Consider the following 20,151-nt stretch of genomic DNA (forward strand, 5'->3'; position numbering starts at 1 on the left):
ACGGAAACACCGGTCTCTTCCCTCTGTTATTCTTTGGTAATCGTTTCGTCCATGTTGAGCAGGATACGCGAAAGTGCGACCCAGGCGGCCAGTTCGGCGGTGGCGGGTTCCGGACTGTTATTTGTGGTTGTGATCTGCTTAACCTCGTCCGGATGCGCTGCGAAATAGTCGCGTTGTTTCTGCAGGAAGCGGGTCAGCAGTTGAACTTCTGCCTGTGAAGGATACCGGGAGACACAGCGGCGGAAAGCGGTTTCGATTCGCTCTGCATCGGAGGCGCCCTTAGCAGCCAGAGTGGTTTCCGCGAGACCCGTGGCACATTCCATGAACAGTGTTTCATTGAGCGTGGTCAATGCCTGGAGCGGTGTATTGGAACGGTTGCGTTTGACTGTCGCGATATCGCCGTTCGGCGCATCAAAGGCCTGCAGCATGGGATACGGGACAGAACGGAAACGGAAAGTATAAATGGCTCGGCGGTAGCGATCGTCATTCTGATCGACGTGCCAGGTTTTGGGACCGTAGCTGGCCGGCTTTTCGAACAGGAAGGCCGGCGCGGGGGGATACACAGAGGGGCCGCCAATTTCGGAATTGAGCAGACCGCTGGCCTTGAGGGCGATGTCGCGTACGATCTCCGCATCGACGCGATAGCGGGGACCGCGGGCCAGGAGTCGGTTGTAGGGATCCTGCTCCAGGAGTGCGGGAGTGACGCGGGACGACTGTTGATAAGTGTTGGAAGTGACGATCAGTGTATGCAGTTTTTTCAGATCCCAGCCTTCATCCATAAACCAGACGGACAGCCAGTCCAGCAGTTTGCGGTGTGTCGGCGCAGCGCCCTGGGAACCGAGGTCTTCACTGGTCGCAACAATGCCCTGACCGAAGTACGCCTGCCAGACACGATTGACAATGGCCCGGGCGGTTGTGGGGGACTTTCGATCTACGAGCCAGCGGGCGAAGGTCAGTCGATTGACTTCCGTTCCTTGCGGCAGTGTATTCAGAAAGTCGGGAACACCGGGATCGACCACCTGTTTCTGCTTGAGGAAGTCACCACGTTCGAGCAGATGGGTCTCGCGCGGTGCCGGTCGTTCCTGGTAGACGAGCTGTGTTGTCCCTTCAGGGTGCTGTTTCCAGAGAGCGGCGATCTGTTCGTTCTGCGTTTTCCACTCCGGGACGAGCGTCCGCCAGTAGCTGAATATTTCGGCCTGCTGTTGCGGTGTGCGTTGAGCTTCAGACATCGTCAGCAGTTCGCGAACGCGATCGGGCACCTGGTCTGCGGTCGCGTTCTCATCTGTCGTATACGAGATGCGAAACCGTCCCAGGTTCATGGTCTGGTTATCATCGCTGTTCCAGCCGCCATGCATCTGAACCAGGCTGATTTTCAGCTTCGTTCCCTCAGCATAGCCAAATGGCTTCTCAGCGTTAAAGACCGCTTCGTGGGGCTGATTCATCCGCCCCGGTCCCCCATCGATGCCCCAGGCGGTTGAGTTGTCACCATCAATGGCATACTCCACGGGGCCGGTAAATCCCCGCTCTCCTTTTTTATCTGCGTAGGGATTCTGGAGCTGTTGTCGCTCATTCGCGAAGTCTGCAGAAGCTTTTACGAATTTGATGTTGGCTTTCTGTTTTGCATCCTGGGGATTTTCGACACTGAGCCTGATATCGGTAAGCGCACATAATCCTTCGGTCGATCGGCCGGGCCCTCCTGCAGGCAGGTTGGGATGATTCAAGAGTTCCAGCCGCAGGGCCTTGACCTGAGAGGCATCGACGGTCGCTTCAAAATTCGAGGTAAAGCGAGACGGTGCATAGCCCTGTGCCAGTTGTGAATGATCGGGCTGTTCGAAGTAACGCTGCGAGTTGCTGTCGATGTTTGTGAGCTTCAGCACGTGCCACTGGGGCTGGTTCTGCTTGACGCTTTGTTCCCAGGCAGCCATTTCAGCGGCCCAGTTGGGCTTCCCAGATTTCAGCTGTTCTTCAATCGCATGGATCTTGTGAAACAGTTTAGTGCGCTGCGTCTGTTCTTCATCCGTATAGCCGCGAATGCTGGCTTCGTAGGAGTTGTTGATGCAGGCAAAGATCTGGTAATAATTCTCCTGCGTCAGTGGATCGTATTTGTGCGTGTGACACTGGCCGCACTGCAGAGTGAGTCCCAGAACGCTTTTGCCGATCGTATCCATGCGGTCGAACATGGCCGCCATGCGAAACTCTTCGGGGTCGATCCCCCCTTCTTCGTTGAGCATGGAGTTCCGCATGAAACCGGTGGCGACCTTTTGATCCTGTGTTGCCTGAGGGAGCAGGTCACCGGCGATCTGTTCGGTAATGAACTGATCGTAGGGTTTGTTTTCATTGAAGGCATCAATCACCCAGTCGCGATAGAGCCAGACATTCCGGGGCGCATCTTTTTCATAACCGTTTGAGTCTGCATAGCGGGCTGCATCGAGCCAGAGACGACCCCAGCGTTCGCCATAGTGAGGAGATGCGAGCAAGCGTGTCACCTGTTTTTGCCAGGCTAAGGAGCTTGGATCGTTGACGAATTGATCGACCTCTTCAATGGTGGGAGGCAGGCCGATCAGATCGAGACTCAAACGACGCAGACGTGTGATACGGTCTGCGGGTTCGGAAAACGTGAGGCGTCGCTGTTCAAGTTTTTCGAGGATGAATGCATCAATCGGATTCTGCACCAGCGACTGTTGTTTCACCTGGGGAACGGGTGGTTTTACGGGGGGCTGAAAGGCCCAGTGTGAAGCCCAGGGAGCACCGGCGGCGATCCATTGACGGATTTTTTCGATGTCTGCCTGGGAGAGTTTTTTACCCGAGTCGGCAGGAGGCATCCGCAGACTTTCATCGTCGGCGGTCATGCGCTGATAGATCAGACTCTCTTCCGGTTTGCCGGGAACAATCAATGCGTGCTCTCCCGCTTTGCCGAAGAGTCCTTCTTTGAGATCCATGCGGAAATCGGCTTCACGGTGTTCGTCATCCGGACCGTGACAGGCAAAACAGGCGTCGGATAACAGCGGGCGAATATCGGATGCGAAATCAAGGTCCGCAGGCGCTGCCCCTGATTCTGCAAAGGCGGAATTTCCGAGCGAGACTGTCAGCACGAGGCAAGCCAGTAGGAACAGTGAGCACGTTTGGTTGACCATAATCCTGCTTTCGGTCGTTCTTTCTGAGTCGAGAACCGACGCTGTGAGCAGTCAACGGGGCGGCGAAGTTTTTTTAAGCAGGTAAGACCTGGTCACAACCACTGCCAACCGGAGTTTATTTGCTGCACGGGAAGGATTCTCGAGCCTCAACACAGACACGAGTGAATACCGGTCCGCCACTTTACCCAAAGTGGGGTAGCTCAAGACTTCATCTAAAGCCATTTGAGCAGGTGACTTAGGTGCCAGGCAAGGTAGGTTTTTCCCCTGGCAGATCTTGTCTTTTATTATACGTCGTCAGTAGGGGTGAATTCAAGTTTTGCCTGAAAGAGCGGGTTAGAAACGGATCACTTTTTATGAAGCCCCCCTTCAAAACCTGTCCGTATATTTAACAAACCTTAACACTAGGCCCGTTTTGTTCCATTTTGCCACACATTATTCATCTCTACTTAACATGTCAGGGAGAAAGATCTTCACATTATCTCGATATTGTACTCCCAACTGAGATTTGCAGCCGGCACCGCAAATTTCTGCACACGAGTCCGAGTTGAATTCAACCAGAAGCGAAGAGAGTAAATAGAAAAGAAGAGAGTTCAAGGGGGGCAGATCATATTCGATCATCATCAATTGCCAGAGTGATGGGGGGATGACCTGTTTCTTAAAAAAGTAAACGTCAATCGTATTAACCTTCATTTGTTCGCGTCACTGTCAAACTTTTTAAACTAACAGGAATTGTAATGAAAAAATCACGTGCTCGTAATCTGAAACGCTCAGGTTTTACCCTGATCGAACTTCTGGTGGTGATCTCGATCATCGCTCTGCTGGCTGCCCTGCTGATCCCAGCTGTTTTCGCAGCCCGCGAATCTGCCCGCTCTTCACAGTGTAAGAGCAACCTGCGTCAGTTTGGTCTTTCCATGCACGCCTTCGCATCAACCGACCCCAGCGGTCGCTACTGCACCGGTGCTTACGACTTCCGTCGTGACGGATGTCCTGACACCTGGGGCTGGGTGGCTGACATGGTCAACAGTGGTGCTGGTCTTCCTCAGAAGATGCTGTGCCCTTCATCGACTCTGCTCGGTTCAGAAAAGCTGAACGACATGATCGGTGTGGCTAACACCAGTAACAAAGACAATGCTCCTCCAGCGCGTCTGCTGGATGGTGTCTGTGCAACCTGGACTTCCGGTACAGAAGGTACACCTGCCCGTATCTTACAGGTCGCCAAGCTGCTGGAAGACGGTTATGGAACGAACTACGCTTCCAGCTGGTTCCTCGTACGCTCCGGAGCCAAGACTTCTGCAGGCGTGACTTCATCAGGTCTGAAGGGTTTCGGCGGAAGTCTGGGACCGTTGACCATCCGTCGTCTGGATTCTTCTCGCGTGGCTTCCTCGGCTGTCGCTTTCATGGGTTGTGGAGCTCCTGGTGACGTCGGCGAAGCGGTTCTGTCTCACTCCGTTCCCGGATTCCTTGACGCTGGTGAGCGTCTGGCAGAGTCCTTCAACGATGGTCCCGGCACCTGGAATCCTTCCGCAGGAACGGGGGGAGCCATTGACCTGATGCCCGCTGGTACCAACGTTGTCGGTGCCATCCCTGCTGAACTGCCTGACCCCAACCGTGCCGGAACTCCCGGTCCCGATGGTAACCTCTGGCTGCAGGATTCTCGTGACTGGTACGCATGGCACGGCCGTGGTACTAACAAGATCTGCAACATCCTGATGGCCGACGGCAGTGTCAAGGCAATCGTCGACCTGAACGGTGACGGCTTCCTGAACCCCGGTTTCACCGGTTCTGCTTCCGGTGGCTCTGGATACACCGATGCGACTGTTGAACTGCGTCCTTCTGAGTGCTTCTCCGGTCCCTGGCTGGATGCTCAGCTGACCAAAGGTAACTTCGAATAAGCTTCGAAGCATCACCTGAATGAGAGATGTTACGAGTGGCCGGTCATTGACCGGTCACTCTTTTTTTATGCGCATGACAGATGATCTTCGAATTTGCTACCTGCTTCAGGCGATGATCTCTTTTATCACGTGCCCATGCACGTCAGTCAGACGGCGGTCGATTCCGTTGTGCCGGAATGTCAGTTTTTCGTGATCGATGCCCAGCAGATGCAGAATCGTTGCGTGCACGTCGTAGCACATCGTCGGGTTGGCAGGATCTGCGGGTTTGAAGGACCACTGATCTGACTCGCCATAAGTCGTCCCCCCTTTGATGCCACCTCCCGACAGCCAGTTGGTGAAGACGAACGGATTGTGGTCGCGACCTTTGCTTCCCTGGCTGCAGGGCATTCGGCCGAACTCGGTCGTCCAGAGAATAATCGTATCGTCGAGCATGCCCCTCTGCTTCAGATCCTGAATCAACGCTGCAGCTCCGATGGACATGCCGCGGCCTAAAGGCCAGTGATCGCGTTTGATGTCTTCATGCGAATCCCAGTTGCGCCGGGGAAAGCCGTTATCGGCGCCCGACCAGATCTGCACGAACCGCACACCCTGCTCCAGCAGTCGCCGGGCTACCAGACAGTTGCGACCAAAGTAGGCAATCTCAGCTGCCTCGCTGATGCCTTCCTGCACTTCAAAGTCGACCGAGTCGAGACCGTACATATTGAGCGTGCTCTTTGTCTCGCCGGACAGGTCCAGTACTTCCGGTGCCTGCAGCTGCATTTTCGCGGCCAGTTCGTAAGACTTGATGCGGGCATTCAGCCGCGAATCGCCGGCTCTCTGCTCTTCATGTTTCTGATTGAGCTGTTTCAGCGCGGCGAGAACATCACGATCGCTCTGGCGGGTGATGAAATCATTATTGGACGGAAACAGATTGGCGATGGGCGTTTTGGAATTCGGACGAATCATGGTGCCCTGGTTACTGGCGGGCAGGAAGCCGGCTGACCAGTTGGCGGCGCCATTGGGTGCGAAGCCCCGCGGATCGGGAAGCACAACGAACGTCGGCAGGTTATCGGTCATGCTGCCCAGACCGTAGCTGATCCAGGCCCCCATGCCGGGAAAGCCGGGGAGAATAAATCCGGTGGCCTGCATGAAAGTCGCCGGGCCGTGAACGTTCGACTTGCTGACCATATTGTGAATGAAGGCCATGTCGTCAACACAGGCGCCCAGGGGGGCGACACAATCGTTGAGCCACTTTCCTGATTCGCCGTACTGTTTCCATTTCCAGGGTGCCTGCATCGTTTTACCGGGAGAGGACTGGAACAGCTGCACCTTTTCTCCCGGGTCCCATTCGTTGCCATTATCTTTGATGAGTTCGGGTTTATAGTCGAACGTATCACACTGACTCGCAGCTCCCGACATGTAGAGCTGGATCACGCGTTTCGCGCGGGGCGGATGATGCAGGACGTGCGTTCCAGCAGGGGCAGCGCTCAGCAGTTGTTCCTGTTTGAGCAGCGACGCCAGGGCGATGCTTCCGAGTCCCCCGCCTGAGTACAGCAGAAATTCACGACGATCCATGAGATGACTTTCTTGTGTGTTAATCGATAAAGATAAATTCGTTGCTGTTGAGAATCAGGCGACAGACATTGGCCAGCCCGTGCTGCTCACCCACTTCGACGAGCAGCTTCACCTCGTCGGGTGTGGGGGCTCTGCCCAGCGCGGTCTCGAAAGCGCGGGCCACCTGTATTTTCAGTTCGGATGCATTGCCTTTAACCTGCTCCGCGAAGAACCCGGACATGCTGACCATGAACTGATCGTTGAGCAGTGCGAGTGCCTGTAGAGCGGTCAGTGTCTGGATGCGTTTGGGAGTGATCTGCGAAGGGTCGGCACAGTCGAGCGATTCCATAAAGGGATCGGGGACCGAGCGAACGATGAAGCGGTAAATTGAACGGCGGTGTGTCTCTGCTGTTTTGGGATCGTATTTCTGGTAGAGGTAATGCGGCGAGTGCTGTGGTTTTTCGAGGACGAACAGGCGATCCCCGGGGCCATACATGTTGAGATCGAGTTTGCCGCTGATCTGCAGGACGGCGTCGCGAATGGCTTCGGCTTCCAGTTTGCGCCGGTTCATCCGCCAGAGCAGACGATTGTCGCCATCAATTCGGGTGCCCTTCTCGTTGGTCTGTGATGACTGTTGATAAGCGGTACTGAGGACGATCCAGCGGTGCAGCTGTTTCAGTGACTGGCCTTCATCGCGGAAGCGACTGGCGAGATAGTCGAGCAGTTCCGGATGCGTTGGTTTCGCACCCATGCGGCCGAAGTCGTTGGGGGTTTCGACGATCCCTTTGCCGAAGTGATAGAGCCAGACGCGGTTCACAATCGAACGCCAGGTCAGCGGATTGCGGGGGCTGATAATCCAGTGGGCCAGCGCGGCCCGGCGGGCGCCTTCGTCTCCCGGATCGGGTAGACGCAGGTTCTGATCCAGGCCGTCAATCAGACCGGGGACGGCGGGTTCCACTTCACGAATCGGTGCCTTTTCGCTGCCTCGACTCAGCAGGAAGACTGGGCGCGGCTCGCCTTCTGTCGGACGGAAATTACCGCGACGGGGAAAATCGGTAGCTGCCGCAAAGACCTTTTTCTGCTGGGGGAGTTTGCCGAGCTCAGACTGCACACCTTTGATTTTAGCGGACCAGTCGCGGAGTGACTGTTTCTCTTCCTCGGATGAGAGGCTGGCCAGCAGGTCATTCCGTTTCTGTTTGAGTTGTGCGAGATCCTGATTGGAATCGAGGCTCTGATAAAATTTACCGTCGAACAGATTTTTACGGGACCAGCGGGGAGGTGCTTCGATGGAATCCAGCGAGGTAACCTGCGCCTGAGCGGCAAGGTTCCGTTCGTCCTGTGCGAGGACCTGAATTTCTCCCAGTGCGAAAATGAAATCATTTGAGCGGGGGGCGAGTTTTGTAGCCGTCAGTCTGAGATACTGAATTTTCTGGCCCTTCAGATCGAAGTGCAAAGGTTTTGTGCCGGGGTTCGCGTAGTCTTTGCGGGTCTGGTCGGCGATGATGGTGGACGCTTTGAAATCGGGTGTCGCTGAGATTTCCAGCTTGAAGCGTCGCGGGAATCCGAAGCCGGCACCAATGTTGTTGTAATTGTCATAAGCGGGAATCAGTGTGATCTTCTCCGCGCTGACCGGCTGCTTGAAGTTGAGCTGCACCCACTTGGCTGCCTGGGCGGACTTTTCAATTTTACTGTGGTAACCATAGGCGACGCCCTGCCCTGCTTTGGCTTCCTGTGCCTGTTTGAGTTCGGCTTCCATGCGTTTCAGTTCCGCCCCGCCCCGTTTTCGGATCTCTGTGTCGAGGTTCTGGAGGAGCTTCTGAACACGGGCCTGTTCCGCCAGCAGGATGTTCCGTTTGCGGGCGGTTTCGGGATCCGGATCAAAGGAACGTTCGGCGCGGTCGATGCCGGCGAAGACGGCCTGCAGACCGTAATAGTCTGCCTGAGAGATCGGATCGAATTTGTGATTGTGACAGCGGGCACACTGCACCGTGAGGCTGACCGTGGTATTCATGACGGTCGCCACCATATCGTCGCGGTCGAGGTTGCGGGTGATTTTCTTTTCGATCAGGTTTTCGCTGATCTCGATCTGGCCTACCCAGTCAAAGGGGCCTGCGACAATGAACCCGGTCGCGGGCACGCCGTCTGGTGAATGCGGGTTAATCACGTCGCCGGCAATCTGCTGTTGAATGAATTGTGCATAAGGTTTGTCCTCATTCAGAGCCCGGATGACATAATCCCGATACGGCCAGGCATTTTCACGGAGCTTGTCTTTGTCGTAGCCGTGCGTGTCGGCGTAGTGGACCACGTCCAGCCAGTGCCGCGCCCAGCGTTCCCCGTAACGGGGGGAAGCGAGCAGCTTATCGACGAGTTTTTCATAAGCCCGTGGATCGGGATCGTTAACGAAGGCGTCGATTTCAGCCGGTGCGGGAGGCAGGCCGGTCAGATCATAATAAACACGTCGAATCAGGGTCCGACGGTCGGCGAGAGGTGAGAACGTGAGTCCCTCTTTCCGCAGGCGGGCCAGCAGGAAGGCATCGACGGGAGTCCGTACCAGCGCGCGTTCTTTAGCAGTCAACTCCGGTAACGCTGGTTTTTCCAGTGGTTGAAAGGACCACCAGTCTTTCGCGGTCAGCTGGGCTTCGTGAATCCTCACTTCCGGCGGCCAGACCGCGCCTGCTTTGATCCAGTTACGCAGCGTGGCGATTTCCTGCTCGTTGAGCGGCGTTCCCTTTTTAGGCATCTCCGGTTCGGGGCCGGTGACGTAATCGAGCAGCATGCTTTCCGCGACGACGCCGGGGACGATCACCCGCACATTCTCGCCCCCCTTGAGCGCGCTCTGTTTGGATTCCAGTGAGAGACCGCCATCTTTCGTGCTTTCGTTATGACAGCGAATGCAGTGCTTTTGAAAGAGGGGGAGTACGTCTTGCTCAAAATCGGGTTCGGCGGCAACTATCGGTGCAGCGATGATCGGCAGGCAGCAGACCAGGGAGAGTGCGAATTTCAGATTCCGTGAAATGAGAGAGCACATGCAGGCGATTCAATCTATTCTCAGAGGGTGAGTCAATTCTCTGGCGGGACGATACGAGGAAACATGCGGCTCCTGACCGAACGGCCCTCATTTATATATGGCGCGCCGGAGTGCGAATTGGTACCAGAACTTTTCCTCTTTTTAAGAAAATCCCGGGATCGACTGATTTTCGGGTACCAATCGGCGAGTCGAAGCGCCATTTATTACAGAAGGAGAAACCATGCTGCCCTGTATCCTGTTTCCGCCTGCAGCATGATTCCCCGAAGCGCCTGCCATTGTTAGACTTAACTACGAAATGAACACTCCCGCAGACCATCCCGAATCGAGCGAATCTTTTTTCCGCCAGTTTTCCCAGTCGGACCGTAAGATCTACGGATACATCCTGGCGCTGGTGCTCGATGTGGCGGCTGCGGAAGATATTTTTCAGGAGACGTGCGTGATCCTCTGGAAGGAATATCCCCGCTATGATCCGGAACGGAGTTTTCTGAACTGGGCATACGGCATCGCTTTTAACCAGATCCGCAAGTACCGGCGGACATTCCAGAACCAGCGGCTGATTTTCAGTGATGCACTGGTGACCGTGCTGGCAGAGGATGTGTCCCAGATGGCAGAAGAACAGAGCGAACGCCAGCTGGCACTCACCCGTTGCCTGGAGAATCTGTCCTCCCCCGAGCGGGATCTGCTCGATTCCTATTACGGCGATCGACAGACCGCGGCTACGCTGGCCGAACGGGGGAACTGTTCGGTGCATGCGATTTATAAAACGATTAAAAAACTGAGGCGGGCGCTGCACGAATGCGTCAGCCGTCGACTTTCGAGTGAGGCTTCATCGTGACCCAACCCGATCCTGACATCCGCGAACAGATTCTGGAACTGGCCGACGCCCAGTGTGCAGGCATCATCACGGAAGACGAACTCGCTGCACTGGAAGGTCTGCTCACCGCGCATCCCGAGTACCGCCGCGAATACCTGAATTACGTTTTCGTGCACATCGGACTGGCGGGAACCGCCCAGGCCCGCGTGTTGCAGGATCCCGAAGCTGAACTGCCACTCAACATCAAACCTGCCACGGACCATACAAGCGAGCCCGTCGAACGGGGCTACCTGGTGATGCTGATTCCGATTGTCTGTTCGGCGATCTGCCTGGGCGCGGTGGGTATCTTTCTGTTAATGGGCGATTTTAAAGGGCTGTGGGAACCGGAGATGGTTCTGCAGCAGCGTTCTAAGTATTACTTCGATGACAGCGCCTCGCCGCCGGAAGAAATCGCCAGCGTCAACCAGGTCGCACGGGCCCGCTGGGAACTGCTGGGGAACAGCCCCGCTGTCACGGACCGCTTCCAGCCAGGCACGGTCAAAGTGACGTCGGGCGAAGTCGAGTTTGCCTTTTCGGGCGGTGCAGACATTAACGTGGCCAGCCCTTCCCTGTTTGGTTTTGAGCGTAAAGACCAGGGAACCCTGTTTTCCGGCAGCGTTTCGACGCAGCGTTCCGATCGGAAGGCTCCCTTTCGGCTGGAGACGCCGAGCATCGAGTTGATCGACCAGGGAACCGAATATGAAGTCAGTGTGAATGAAGCGGCTGAGACGTTCGTGCATGTGCTGGACGGTCAGGTCGCGGTCAAACCCCGCGGTCGGCTGCCGCGATTCTACTGGAACTTCGATGAGCCGCCCCAGACCGCGCTGTCCGATATGTTGAACCAGAGTCCGGTTCAGGCCGGAAAGAACGCGCTGCGGGTCCAGGGACTGATCGGACCGGGAGCCGTGCAGTTCAACAACCGGCCCGATGCGAGTCTGCGGCTGGGGAATGGCGGCGGACAGGAAGTGGGAACCGGCGATTACGCGGTCTCGACTGGGATCACCATCGAAGCGCTGGTGGTTTCTGACTGGAAAGCAGCAGAGTCGCCTCAGACCCGGGCTCCCTTCGATTACGATGAAATCTTCCGTAAAGAAGATGGCAGCTATCGGATCCTGCTCAGCTTTCAGAATGATGACAAAGCGGGAATCACACAGATTCCGCAGGTGGGTGATGGTCCCTGTCTCTCGTTCGGACTCTATCTCTCCGGGTTGGGTTACAGCGAACTGGACATGCCTCTGGACGGGAAAGAGGGCCGCCCCACGCTGGCTGAAATGCGTGATGGTCAGCCGCACCATATCGTCGCCACCTATAATGGCTGGACGGGTGAGAAAGCCATTTACATCGACGGCATCATGCGGATGAGCCATCGCTTTCCGGTGGGGACGATGATCATCAGCGGAGGTGCAGCGCCCGCAGTGATCGGAAACCTGATCTCAGCACAATCGGCTACGCTGGTAGGCCGCGAACCGTTTAATGGTGTGATCGATGAAGTCGCTTTCTACGACTATGCCCTCAATGCAGGCACGATCGCGACCCATTTCAGTCTGTTCAAAGCGGGTAAAGACTATTTCGACGGCCAGTTTCTGGACATCCTCCGCCAGGAAAAACAGGAAGATTACCTGTTAATCCACAAGGGACAGAAGATGAAATTCTCCGCGGAGACGGGCAAGCCGGTGCTTTAATCAACTGGCATCCTGCTTCGAAGCCCTGATTCGTCTTTTGAGAAACAAGCCGACGACAAGAAACAGACAGAGCTGCATCAGGCAATACAATCCCGCATCTACCGGATTGCGACTGACAAAAGCATAAAACACAAAGCCATTCGTAAGCAGGGTACTGACAACAGCCACGACTCTCGTGAAGATCCGTTTCGCCGTATTCAATGTTTGTAAGGGCAGGATCCACATCAGCACTGCCAGCAAAGAAAACCCAACAGCCGGACTTTGTAACATAATTGTGCAAGACACCAGCAGGAACGTCACGACCAGTAAGAAAATGACAAGATGATACCGGCGGGTGCTCATCACTTCCTTGCGGGGTAGGTCGACTAATTCAAAGAACCTACTCCAGAGCAGTCGCTTCTCTGGAGTAAGACCACAGGCATAGCGGATTTCTTCAAACTCAAAGCGTTGCCAGTTCCAGCCCGATGCTTTTTCCAGAATCAGCGCGGGACGATTTTCCAGATAGAGATTGTCGACCGTGCGATTGGTATCACTCTCGTAATAATAGAACTCTGAAAGATGATAGCATTGCGATTCCTGCTCATGGACCACGATTAGTTGATTGTTTTGTACGACCAGTGTGCGTGGCAGTTCCTGAGCTGCCCGCCTGCCTGCAAAATCATACTTCCAGTCGAGTAGAGCTATCAGTCCGACAAAACCGATGGGAGCGAGCATCAATAAACTAAATGCCATCCAGATACCACTAGCCCAAAAACTGACCAGAAGTAAGATGAATAAAATACCAATCACCGGGTATAGATAATTTTTCTTGAAATATTTCTTACGGGAGATTGCTTCTAACGGAAGCGTTTCTTCGAGGTAAGCATGCTCTCTCGCCCAGTCGAGGAGTTCCGGCGCTACCGAACGGATACATTCGACGCAGTAATATTTACCATCCCACATTTTGAGCGAGCGCCGCTGCGGACCGAAGAGCGACTCGCAGCGGGCGCAGGCATCTGCGGTGTTCACGATATCACTCCTCCAGTGAGCAGCCTTTGGTTTCTTTGATTGTGAGAATGATGCAGAAGGAGATCGCGGCGATGCCGGAGAGGTACCAGGCGATGGCCAGTGGATTGCCGGTTGCTTTGACCAGCCAGGCGGCGACCATCGGGGCGGTCCCCCCGAAGATGGCGAAGGGGATATTATAACTGATGCTGGCGGCACTCACCCGCACACCCCTCCGAAAGAGTTCGGTGATCGTCGCGGGAATGGCCCCGGCGAAGCAGGCGACGAGGACAGCGAAGCCGATCTGGCCGGTGAGGATCAGGGCGAAATTGTGGTGGTGCATCAGGCGGAGCAGCGCGGGAGAGAGAATCGCGACGCCGGCGGAGCCGACGAGCAGCAGTGGTTTGCGTCCAAAGCGGTCGGCGAGTATTGCGGTGATCGGGACCAGCACGGTGAGGGCGGCCATGCTGAGCGTATTAATGTCGAGAGCTTCCGCGCGGGTTTCGCCAACTTCTTCGACCAGCCAGGTCGAGAGGTAGATGAAGACGGTGTAAAAGGTCACGGCGTTCATCATGTTGAGTCCGGCGGACTGCAGCATTTCCGTGCGGTGTCCGGTCCAGGCATCCTTGAGGGGAGAACTGGGTTCCTGTTCGGCCAGCTCTTCCGCCAGGGGTTGATCGGGAATGCCGTGCCGAATGAAATAGCCAACAAAAGCGACCAGGACGCCGGCGAGGAACGGAATCCGCCAGCCCCAGCTCTGCAGTTGGATGTCGGTGGTGAAACTGTTAATCAGAGCGCCGACGGCTGAACCGAGCAGGATGCCGCAGGTGGCGCCGATCATACTCCAGGCCCCAAAGAAGGCCCGACGGTGCGGTGGTGCGTGCTCGACGAGGAACACGAACGAACTGGTGTATTCGCCGCCGACGGAGACGCCTTGAATCATGCGGAGCAGGATCATCAGGATGGCGGCGGAGATTCCGATCTCGGCATGGGTGGGCAAGAGTCCCACGAGCATCGTGGGAACCGCCATCATCATCACGGACAGGGTGAGTGCTTTCTTGCGGCCGATGCGGTCGCCGATATGTCCGAAGAGGACGGCTCCCACCGGTCGCATCAGGAAGCCGGCGGCAAAGGCACCGAAGGCGGCGATCAGCGAAGTGCGGGCGTCTTCGGCGGGGAAGAAGAGTTTGCCGATGGTGGGTGCAAAGAAGCCGTAGACGGCGAAGTCGTACCATTCGAGAATGTTCCCGATGAATCCGGCCGCGAGCACGCGCGTTTTTTTGCCTGCGGTTGCCTCTGCATCGATTTCCTGTGCCACAGTCGACATGAACGATTCACCTTCTGTATTGGGGTTGCAGCAATAGCGTTCTCTAACCAGGAATTTCAAACCTTATGAATTTCAGCTGGGGTACGGTTACTCAACAGGCGCTCCAATATTTAAATGGAGATCAGGGTATATATAAAAGTAGCACAGCACAGAAACCTCATCTGGATCGCCGATTGTTGAATAAATCTGACGGACTGTGAGGTGAAACGTGTTACTGGATTCTGCCAGTTCAAATACTGGAAAATAGAGATCATGAATGAGCCACATGCGATCAAATGCCAGGCCTGACTGCTCGCCCTTAAATGCGAAAGGAACTACGAAAAAGAAAGACGCCACATAGACACAGCAACCTGTCAGGATTCCAAGAATGAATTTGCGAATCATAAGGATTGTACCGTGGCAATGAGATCGTGAGCAGTATTTTGAAGCGTGGGTAGTTTATGTGATTCGAAGTGGTGGGGGAATATTGATTTCACGGTCTGATCAGAATGCCTGTTCGAAACTGGTGAGTTGGGATGGTACGTTACCGTTGTGATTTTCTACCACGAAAAGCACGAAAGACACGAAATTTCCTGGTAGGGCGATTTACCTGTGATTAGTTGAATGACTGATGGTTCGTGTTTTGTTGATCGGGGTTGGGGACCTGTTAATCCATTCAACTTTTGCTCTGACAGTTTCCTGCTCGCTGCGCTCGGCCCGAATTGCATTCGGGCTTACCCCGTGGATGCCTTTGATTGTTTACTTGTATTGAATCTCGCCAGGCGGGCGGCCACACAGGGCCGCATCCTGCGATGTGGGTTGGTGGGCTGGATCTCAATTGAATATTTGCGCTGCGACCTCCTGTTGCCTGCGGCAATCACGGATTGCATCCGCGACCACCCCGCACCCTAAATATTTCTTTTTTTGATTGACACATTTGTAGCACTGGCTACAATATCGGAGTATATGTAGCCCAGGCTACATTTTGCCGCTCACTGATTTGTAGCCTTGGCTACTTTTTAAACACACCTATTCTCCTGCCCTGTAAAGGTTTACCGTAATGAGCTACCCGCCTGCCCGACTGTCCCGCCGGGGTTTTACGTTGATTGAGCTACTGGTGGTGATCGCGATTATTGCCACGCTGATTGCCCTGCTGTTACCTGCGGTGCAACAGGCGCGGGAGGCGGCGCGGCGGAGTCAGTGCAAGAATAATCTGAAGCAATTGGGGCTGGCGTTACACAACTATCACGACACGCATTCCTGTTTTCCCGCGGGTTATTATTCGTATGGAACCAGCGATGGTTCGGGGCCGGGCTGGGCGGAGATTGATGCGAATACCTGGGATGCGGCACCGGGCTGGTCCTGGAGTATGATGCTGCTGCCTTACCTGGATCAGGCGAATATCTACAATGCGCTGGACGTCAACAGGCCCTGCTGGAACCTGGCGAATGCGGGGGCTGTGCAGACAAAGCTGCCGGTCTTTCTGTGTCCCTCAGCCTCGGGCGGCGATGAACCGTTTCTGGTGCGGGATAGTGCCGGCAGTCCGCTGGTGAAAGGGGGCGCACAGCTGCTGTTCGGTCGGTCGCATTATGTCGCCAGTCACGGTCAGGAATCGTGCTGGGGGGAATGCGGGGCGAGTACAACGGGCGTGATCTTCACGGATATTTACACCAAGACAACCAAGACGGTGACGATTAACGGCGATGCTTCGAAGGTAGCGGATGGACCGTTCTTCCGTAATTCACGCACACGGATGCGGGACGCCACCGATGGTCTCTCGAATACGATTTTCCTGGGCGAACATTCTTCGCGACTGAGTGATAAAACCTGGGTGGGTGTGGTGCCGGGGGCGTTTACGCATCCCCAGTTTTCGACACCCGAAAACGGACCGGACGCCGCGGCGACACTGTCGCTGGTGCATGCGGGACCTTCGGGAGGCGAGCTGGACATCACCGGGTTCCCGATTATCCATCCGGTGAACTTTCCGACCTACCACGTGGGGCAGATGTATTCCGAACATGTGGGGGGCGGGCATATCTGTCTGGGCGATGGTTCGGTGCGGTTTGTTTCGGAGAATATCGATCTACTGCTGTGGGCCTCCCTCTCAAGTATCAGTGAGGGTGAAGTGATCGGGGAATTTTAGTATGAAGTATCGCATGTGTTTCACACTGGCGGTGTTACTGGCTGGAAGCCTGCTCCTTACGGGTTGCGGGTATCCCGAGGTTTCGCCGAAGACCTATGAACTTTCCAAGACCCTGTATTCGGTCTGTAATCAGAAGAGCAGCGAGCGGCTGAAAAAGGTGCAAGCGCTGATTCAGAGTTCGCTGGAGCAGGAAGAGATCACCTCGCGGGAGGCGGACTGGTTGAACGGGATTATCAAACAGGCGGAGGCAGGCGAATGGGACGAGGCATTGCGGGAGTCCCGACAGATCATGGAAGATCAGGCGGGGCGGTGAGCTGGTACCGCTCGGGGGGTGAGAGCGGTTCGTGACTGGAATTGTTTTCTACCACGAAAAGCGCGAAAAACACGAAATTTTCTGGTGGGTGTGATTTACCTGTGATGGGTTGAATTACGGGCGCCGAATGTCCGACCACTCATTATTGGAACCTGTTGATTCATTCAACCTTTTCTCTGTCAGTTTCCTGCTCGCTGCGCTCGGCCCGAATTTTATTCGGGCTTATCCCGTCATGTGAGCGGAATGCCGCTCGCCACCGGTGAGTGGGATCAGCGCTGGAGATTTTACCGGCGTCTAGCGCCTTGCCGCTCAAGGTTGGTGGGCCAACTTTGTGCCTTTGAAGGATTGACCGATCTTGATTCTCGCCAGGCGGGCGGACACGTGGGTCCGCCCCTTACTAAGAGGGTTGGTGGGGTGGTTGTGGTTTGAGAGTGTTGTGCTGCGACCTCCTGTTGCCTGCGGCAATCTCGGATTGCATCCGAGACCACCCGGCACGTTTTAATTAAACGCTGCTCACGGTCATTGCTTTTCACCGGTGTTGCTTTGGCACTGGTTTTATTTTCTCTGTCCTCGCTGGTGCCGATGTGTAGGATTTCCCTCTGTACTGCGTTTGGATCGCGTTGTCTGTGGCCGTTTCTCGTTTCTGAATTCGGCTGTCATCTACCGAAGTCGTTTCAACCGGGGCTAATGCCCTGCGGCTAATTTAGCTTTACTGTTGTTGAAGTTCTGAGAACAAGAGTAACAGCATACCTTCGGTCAAGATGAATACTTACAAAGCGAACGCCATCGAACCCATTATCACGCTGAAAACTATTCAATAAACGTTACCTGACAGGTTGCTCTGGTTGGGAGCGTTTCTGAAATCAGATTTGTTGCGAGGAGATCATTCTCATGGACAGAACCTGTTCTGTTTTCTGGTTGCTGCAATTGCTGTCGGGCATGGTATTGTTGTTGTTTCATGCTGCAGATTCTGTCGAAGGGCGTGGGGGAGTCAAGACAGAATTTTGTCCCAATGTGGCCGGATTTTGTCCTGCTGTGTCCGGGATTTTGTCCCACTCTGACCGGGGTTTGTCCGCAAGTGCCCTGCTCTGCGGGCGATTATTTCGCAGGGGTGCGCAGTGTTCCGGTGAAAAGCAGGTGAAGAGTGAGGAGTTTGGTGGTGCAGATGTGAGAGTTGTGCTGGAGATGCAGTGCTCAGAAGACGCGCCTCGCGCGCGAGCCAGATGGGAACCAGGATACGCTTCGGGAGGCGTGGATCAAGGTCAGTCTGTTCAGGCGGCGGTGGTGGATTTTCAGTGGGGGAGGAAGCTGGATTTCAGGTGGGATTATTTTCTACCACGAAATTCACGAAAGGCACGAAAATTCCTGAGTAAGGGCGACCAGCTGTATTCGGTCATATTACCGACGGCTGGCGTTTTGTCCCTCAGAGTTGGGAACCTGTTTAACGATTCAACCTTTTCTCTGTCAGTTTCCTGCTCGCTGCGCTCGGCCCGAATTGCATTCGGGGGCACCCCATCTTTATTTATTATTGTGAAGCGGGTTGGTGGGCTGGTTCAGGATCCCGAGTTTGTGCTGCGATCTCTTGTTGCCTGCGGCAATCCCGGATTGTATCCGGGACCACCCAGGGAATGTCATATTGAAATTAATCAGCGGAGTTGGGGCGGAACTGTTTTTGCCAGGTCTTGGATTTGACGCTGATGTCGGTGTTATCTTTGTAGGATTTGCGGAGGTCGGTGAGTTGGATTTTGAGCTTGTTAATCGTGTCCTGGTAAGCGGGATTGCCGTACTGGTTGGACATCTCTTGGGGGTCGTTCTGCAGATCGTAGAATTCCCATTCGTCGAATTCGTAGAAGCGGATCAGTTTATACCGGGGAGTACGGATGCCGAAATGCTTGGCGACTTTGTGGACGCTGGGGAAATCGAAATAGTGGTAGTAGAGGGAATCGCGCCACTCGGGGTTTTCCCCTTTAAGAAGCGGTACGAGCGAACGGCCCTGCATGTCGTCGGGGATGTCGGCACCGGCGATGTCGAGGAAGGTTTCCGCGTAGTCGAGGTTCTGGACCAGGTTGGTGTTGACAGTGCCGGGCTGGGTGACGCCGGGCCATTTGACGATCAGCGGCATGCGGAAGGATTCTTCGTACATCCAGCGTTTGTCGTACCAGCCATGATCGCCGAGGTAGAAGCCCTGGTCGGAGGAGTAGACGATGATGGTGTTTTTATCGAGGCCGGTCTCCTTGAGCCAGGCGAGCATGCGGCCGATGTTTTCGTCGACACCTTTGATGCAGCGGAGGTAGTTTTTGATGTAGCGCTGGTATTTCCAGCGGACGAGTTCTTTGCCGGTGAGATTCGCTTTGCGGAGAGCTTCGTTTTTGGGATCGAAGGCGGCATTCCAGGCTGTGAGCTGTGCGGGTGTCATGAACTGCAGATTGCGGAAGCCGGATTTGTCGAGCGACTTGCCGGCGTTGGGATCCCAGCCTTCCAGCCTGGGACCAAAGTTGTCGTAGACCAGGTTCATGTAGTTTTCGATGGACATCTCCGCGTGTCGGGCCGGGCTGGCGTTGTCTTTCCAGTCGTCGAAGAGGGTAGTCGGTTCGGGGATGGTAATGTCGTCGTAGAGATGCAGATGGCGGAGCGCGGGCATCCATGTGCGGTGGGGCGCCTTGTGCTGGCACATGAGCATGAAGGGTTTGCCGGAGTTGGCGTTCTGCTTGAGCCAGTCGAGTGCCATGTCGGTCACGATGTCGGTGCAGTAGCCTTCGATGCGTTCGCGGCCCTGGGCGGTTTTGAATTCGGGATTGTAGTAGTAGCCCTGCCCCGGGAGGATTTTCCAAAAGTCGAAGCCCTGGGGATCGGAGGTGAGGTGCCACTTGCCGATCATGGCCGTTTTGTAGCCGGCTTTCTGCAGGAGCTTGGGGAAGGTCTGCTGATCGCCGTCGAAGCGGTTGCCATTCCGCATGAAGCCGTTGATGTGGCTGTGTTTGCCAGTGAGGATGACGGCGCGACTGGGTCCACAGATGGAATTCGTGCAGAAGCTGTTCTGGAAGAGCATGCCTTCGGAGGCGATTTTGTCGATGTTGGGCGTCGGGTTAATCTTCTCGAGGAACCCCTTGTAGGCACCGATGGCGTGGGGTGCGTGGTCATCGGTGAAGAGGAAGAGAATGTTGGGCCGCTGGGCCGCGTGGGACAGCGAAGGAAGAATGAGACAACAGAGCAACACGAGCGCGCGAATCATGAAAGCACCTTTGCAGAATTTCGATATCCAAATAGAGGCGGGTGTTTTCAG

The 20,151-nt window shown here is 55.2% G+C and carries 13 protein-coding genes; 6 read left to right on the plus strand and 7 right to left on the minus strand.

The window, feature by feature from the left end; genetic code table 11:
• Positions 1-26: 26 nt before the first annotated feature.
• Positions 27-3,134, minus strand: a complete 3,108-nt coding sequence (locus RID21_RS17740; RefSeq protein WP_350191105.1) for a PSD1 and planctomycete cytochrome C domain-containing protein — start codon at positions 3,132-3,134, stop codon at positions 27-29.
• Between the two features lie 734 nt (positions 3,135-3,868).
• Between RID21_RS17740 and RID21_RS17745 the strand changes: the two genes are divergently transcribed.
• On the plus strand, positions 3,869-5,026 hold the full coding sequence (locus tag RID21_RS17745) for a DUF1559 family PulG-like putative transporter (RefSeq protein ID WP_350191107.1): 1,158 nt from the start codon (positions 3,869-3,871) through the stop codon (positions 5,024-5,026).
• A gap of 105 nt (positions 5,027-5,131) precedes the next feature.
• Here the strand turns inward: RID21_RS17745 and RID21_RS17750 are convergent, their stop codons facing one another.
• Together RID21_RS17750 and RID21_RS17755 are read right to left on the minus strand one after the other, a co-directional pair.
• Positions 5,132-6,580, minus strand: a complete 1,449-nt coding sequence (locus tag RID21_RS17750; RefSeq protein ID WP_350191109.1) for a DUF1501 domain-containing protein — start codon at positions 6,578-6,580, stop codon at positions 5,132-5,134.
• A 19-nt stretch (positions 6,581-6,599) separates the two neighbouring features.
• Positions 6,600-9,587, minus strand: a complete 2,988-nt coding sequence (locus RID21_RS17755; RefSeq protein ID WP_350191111.1) for a PSD1 and planctomycete cytochrome C domain-containing protein — start codon at positions 9,585-9,587, stop codon at positions 6,600-6,602.
• Between the two features lie 295 nt (positions 9,588-9,882).
• Here RID21_RS17755 and RID21_RS17760 point away from each other — a divergent pair, with 295 nt between their 5' ends.
• Both RID21_RS17760 and RID21_RS17765 read left to right on the plus strand, forming a co-directional pair.
• The gene (locus RID21_RS17760) at positions 9,883-10,422 is read left to right on the plus strand and encodes a sigma-70 family RNA polymerase sigma factor (protein ID WP_145044321.1); all 540 of its coding nucleotides are present in this window, start codon (positions 9,883-9,885) and stop codon (positions 10,420-10,422) included.
• Positions 10,419-12,122 carry a LamG-like jellyroll fold domain-containing protein gene (locus tag RID21_RS17765; protein WP_350191113.1) on the plus strand — a complete coding sequence of 568 codons (1,704 nt, stop codon included), beginning with the start codon at positions 10,419-10,421 and terminating at the stop codon, positions 12,120-12,122. The genes RID21_RS17760 and RID21_RS17765 overlap by 4 nt, the downstream gene beginning before the upstream one ends.
• Here RID21_RS17765 and RID21_RS17770 read toward each other — a convergent pair whose 3' ends face one another.
• The 3 genes from RID21_RS17770 to RID21_RS17780 all read right to left on the minus strand — a co-directional run bounded on the left by RID21_RS17770 (position 12,123) and on the right by RID21_RS17780 (position 14,817).
• Positions 12,123-13,130 carry a hypothetical protein gene (locus RID21_RS17770; protein ID WP_350191115.1) on the minus strand — a complete coding sequence of 336 codons (1,008 nt, stop codon included), beginning with the start codon at positions 13,128-13,130 and terminating at the stop codon, positions 12,123-12,125.
• A gap of 4 nt (positions 13,131-13,134) precedes the next feature.
• Positions 13,135-14,433, minus strand: a complete 1,299-nt coding sequence (locus RID21_RS17775; RefSeq protein ID WP_350191117.1) for an MFS transporter — start codon at positions 14,431-14,433, stop codon at positions 13,135-13,137.
• Positions 14,434-14,520: 87 nt separating this feature from the next.
• Positions 14,521-14,817 (minus strand): hypothetical protein, encoded by a 297-nt coding sequence (locus RID21_RS17780; RefSeq protein WP_350191119.1) that lies wholly within the window; start codon positions 14,815-14,817, stop codon positions 14,521-14,523.
• 655 nt (positions 14,818-15,472) lie between these two features.
• Here RID21_RS17780 and RID21_RS17785 point away from each other — a divergent pair.
• The 3 genes from RID21_RS17785 (at position 15,473) to RID21_RS17795 (ending at position 18,560) form a co-directional block, all read left to right on the plus strand.
• Positions 15,473-16,555 (plus strand): DUF1559 family PulG-like putative transporter, encoded by a 1,083-nt coding sequence (locus RID21_RS17785; RefSeq protein ID WP_350191121.1) that lies wholly within the window; start codon positions 15,473-15,475, stop codon positions 16,553-16,555.
• 1 nt (position 16,556) lies between these two features.
• Entirely contained in the window at positions 16,557-16,868 is a 312-nt protein-coding gene (locus tag RID21_RS17790; RefSeq protein WP_350191123.1) for a hypothetical protein, read from the plus strand.
• 891 nt (positions 16,869-17,759) lie between these two features.
• Positions 17,760-18,560, plus strand: a complete 801-nt coding sequence (locus RID21_RS17795; RefSeq protein WP_350191125.1) for a hypothetical protein — start codon at positions 17,760-17,762, stop codon at positions 18,558-18,560.
• Here RID21_RS17795 and RID21_RS17800 read toward each other — a convergent pair.
• Positions 18,511-20,100, minus strand: coding sequence for a sulfatase family protein (locus tag RID21_RS17800; RefSeq protein ID WP_350191127.1), 1,590 nt, complete (start codon positions 20,098-20,100; stop codon positions 18,511-18,513). The genes RID21_RS17795 and RID21_RS17800 overlap by 50 nt on opposite strands.
• Positions 20,101-20,151 lie beyond the last annotated feature (51 nt).

The sequence above is a fragment of the Gimesia sp. genome (assembly GCF_040219335.1).
Lineage (GTDB): Bacteria > Planctomycetota > Planctomycetia > Planctomycetales > Planctomycetaceae > Gimesia.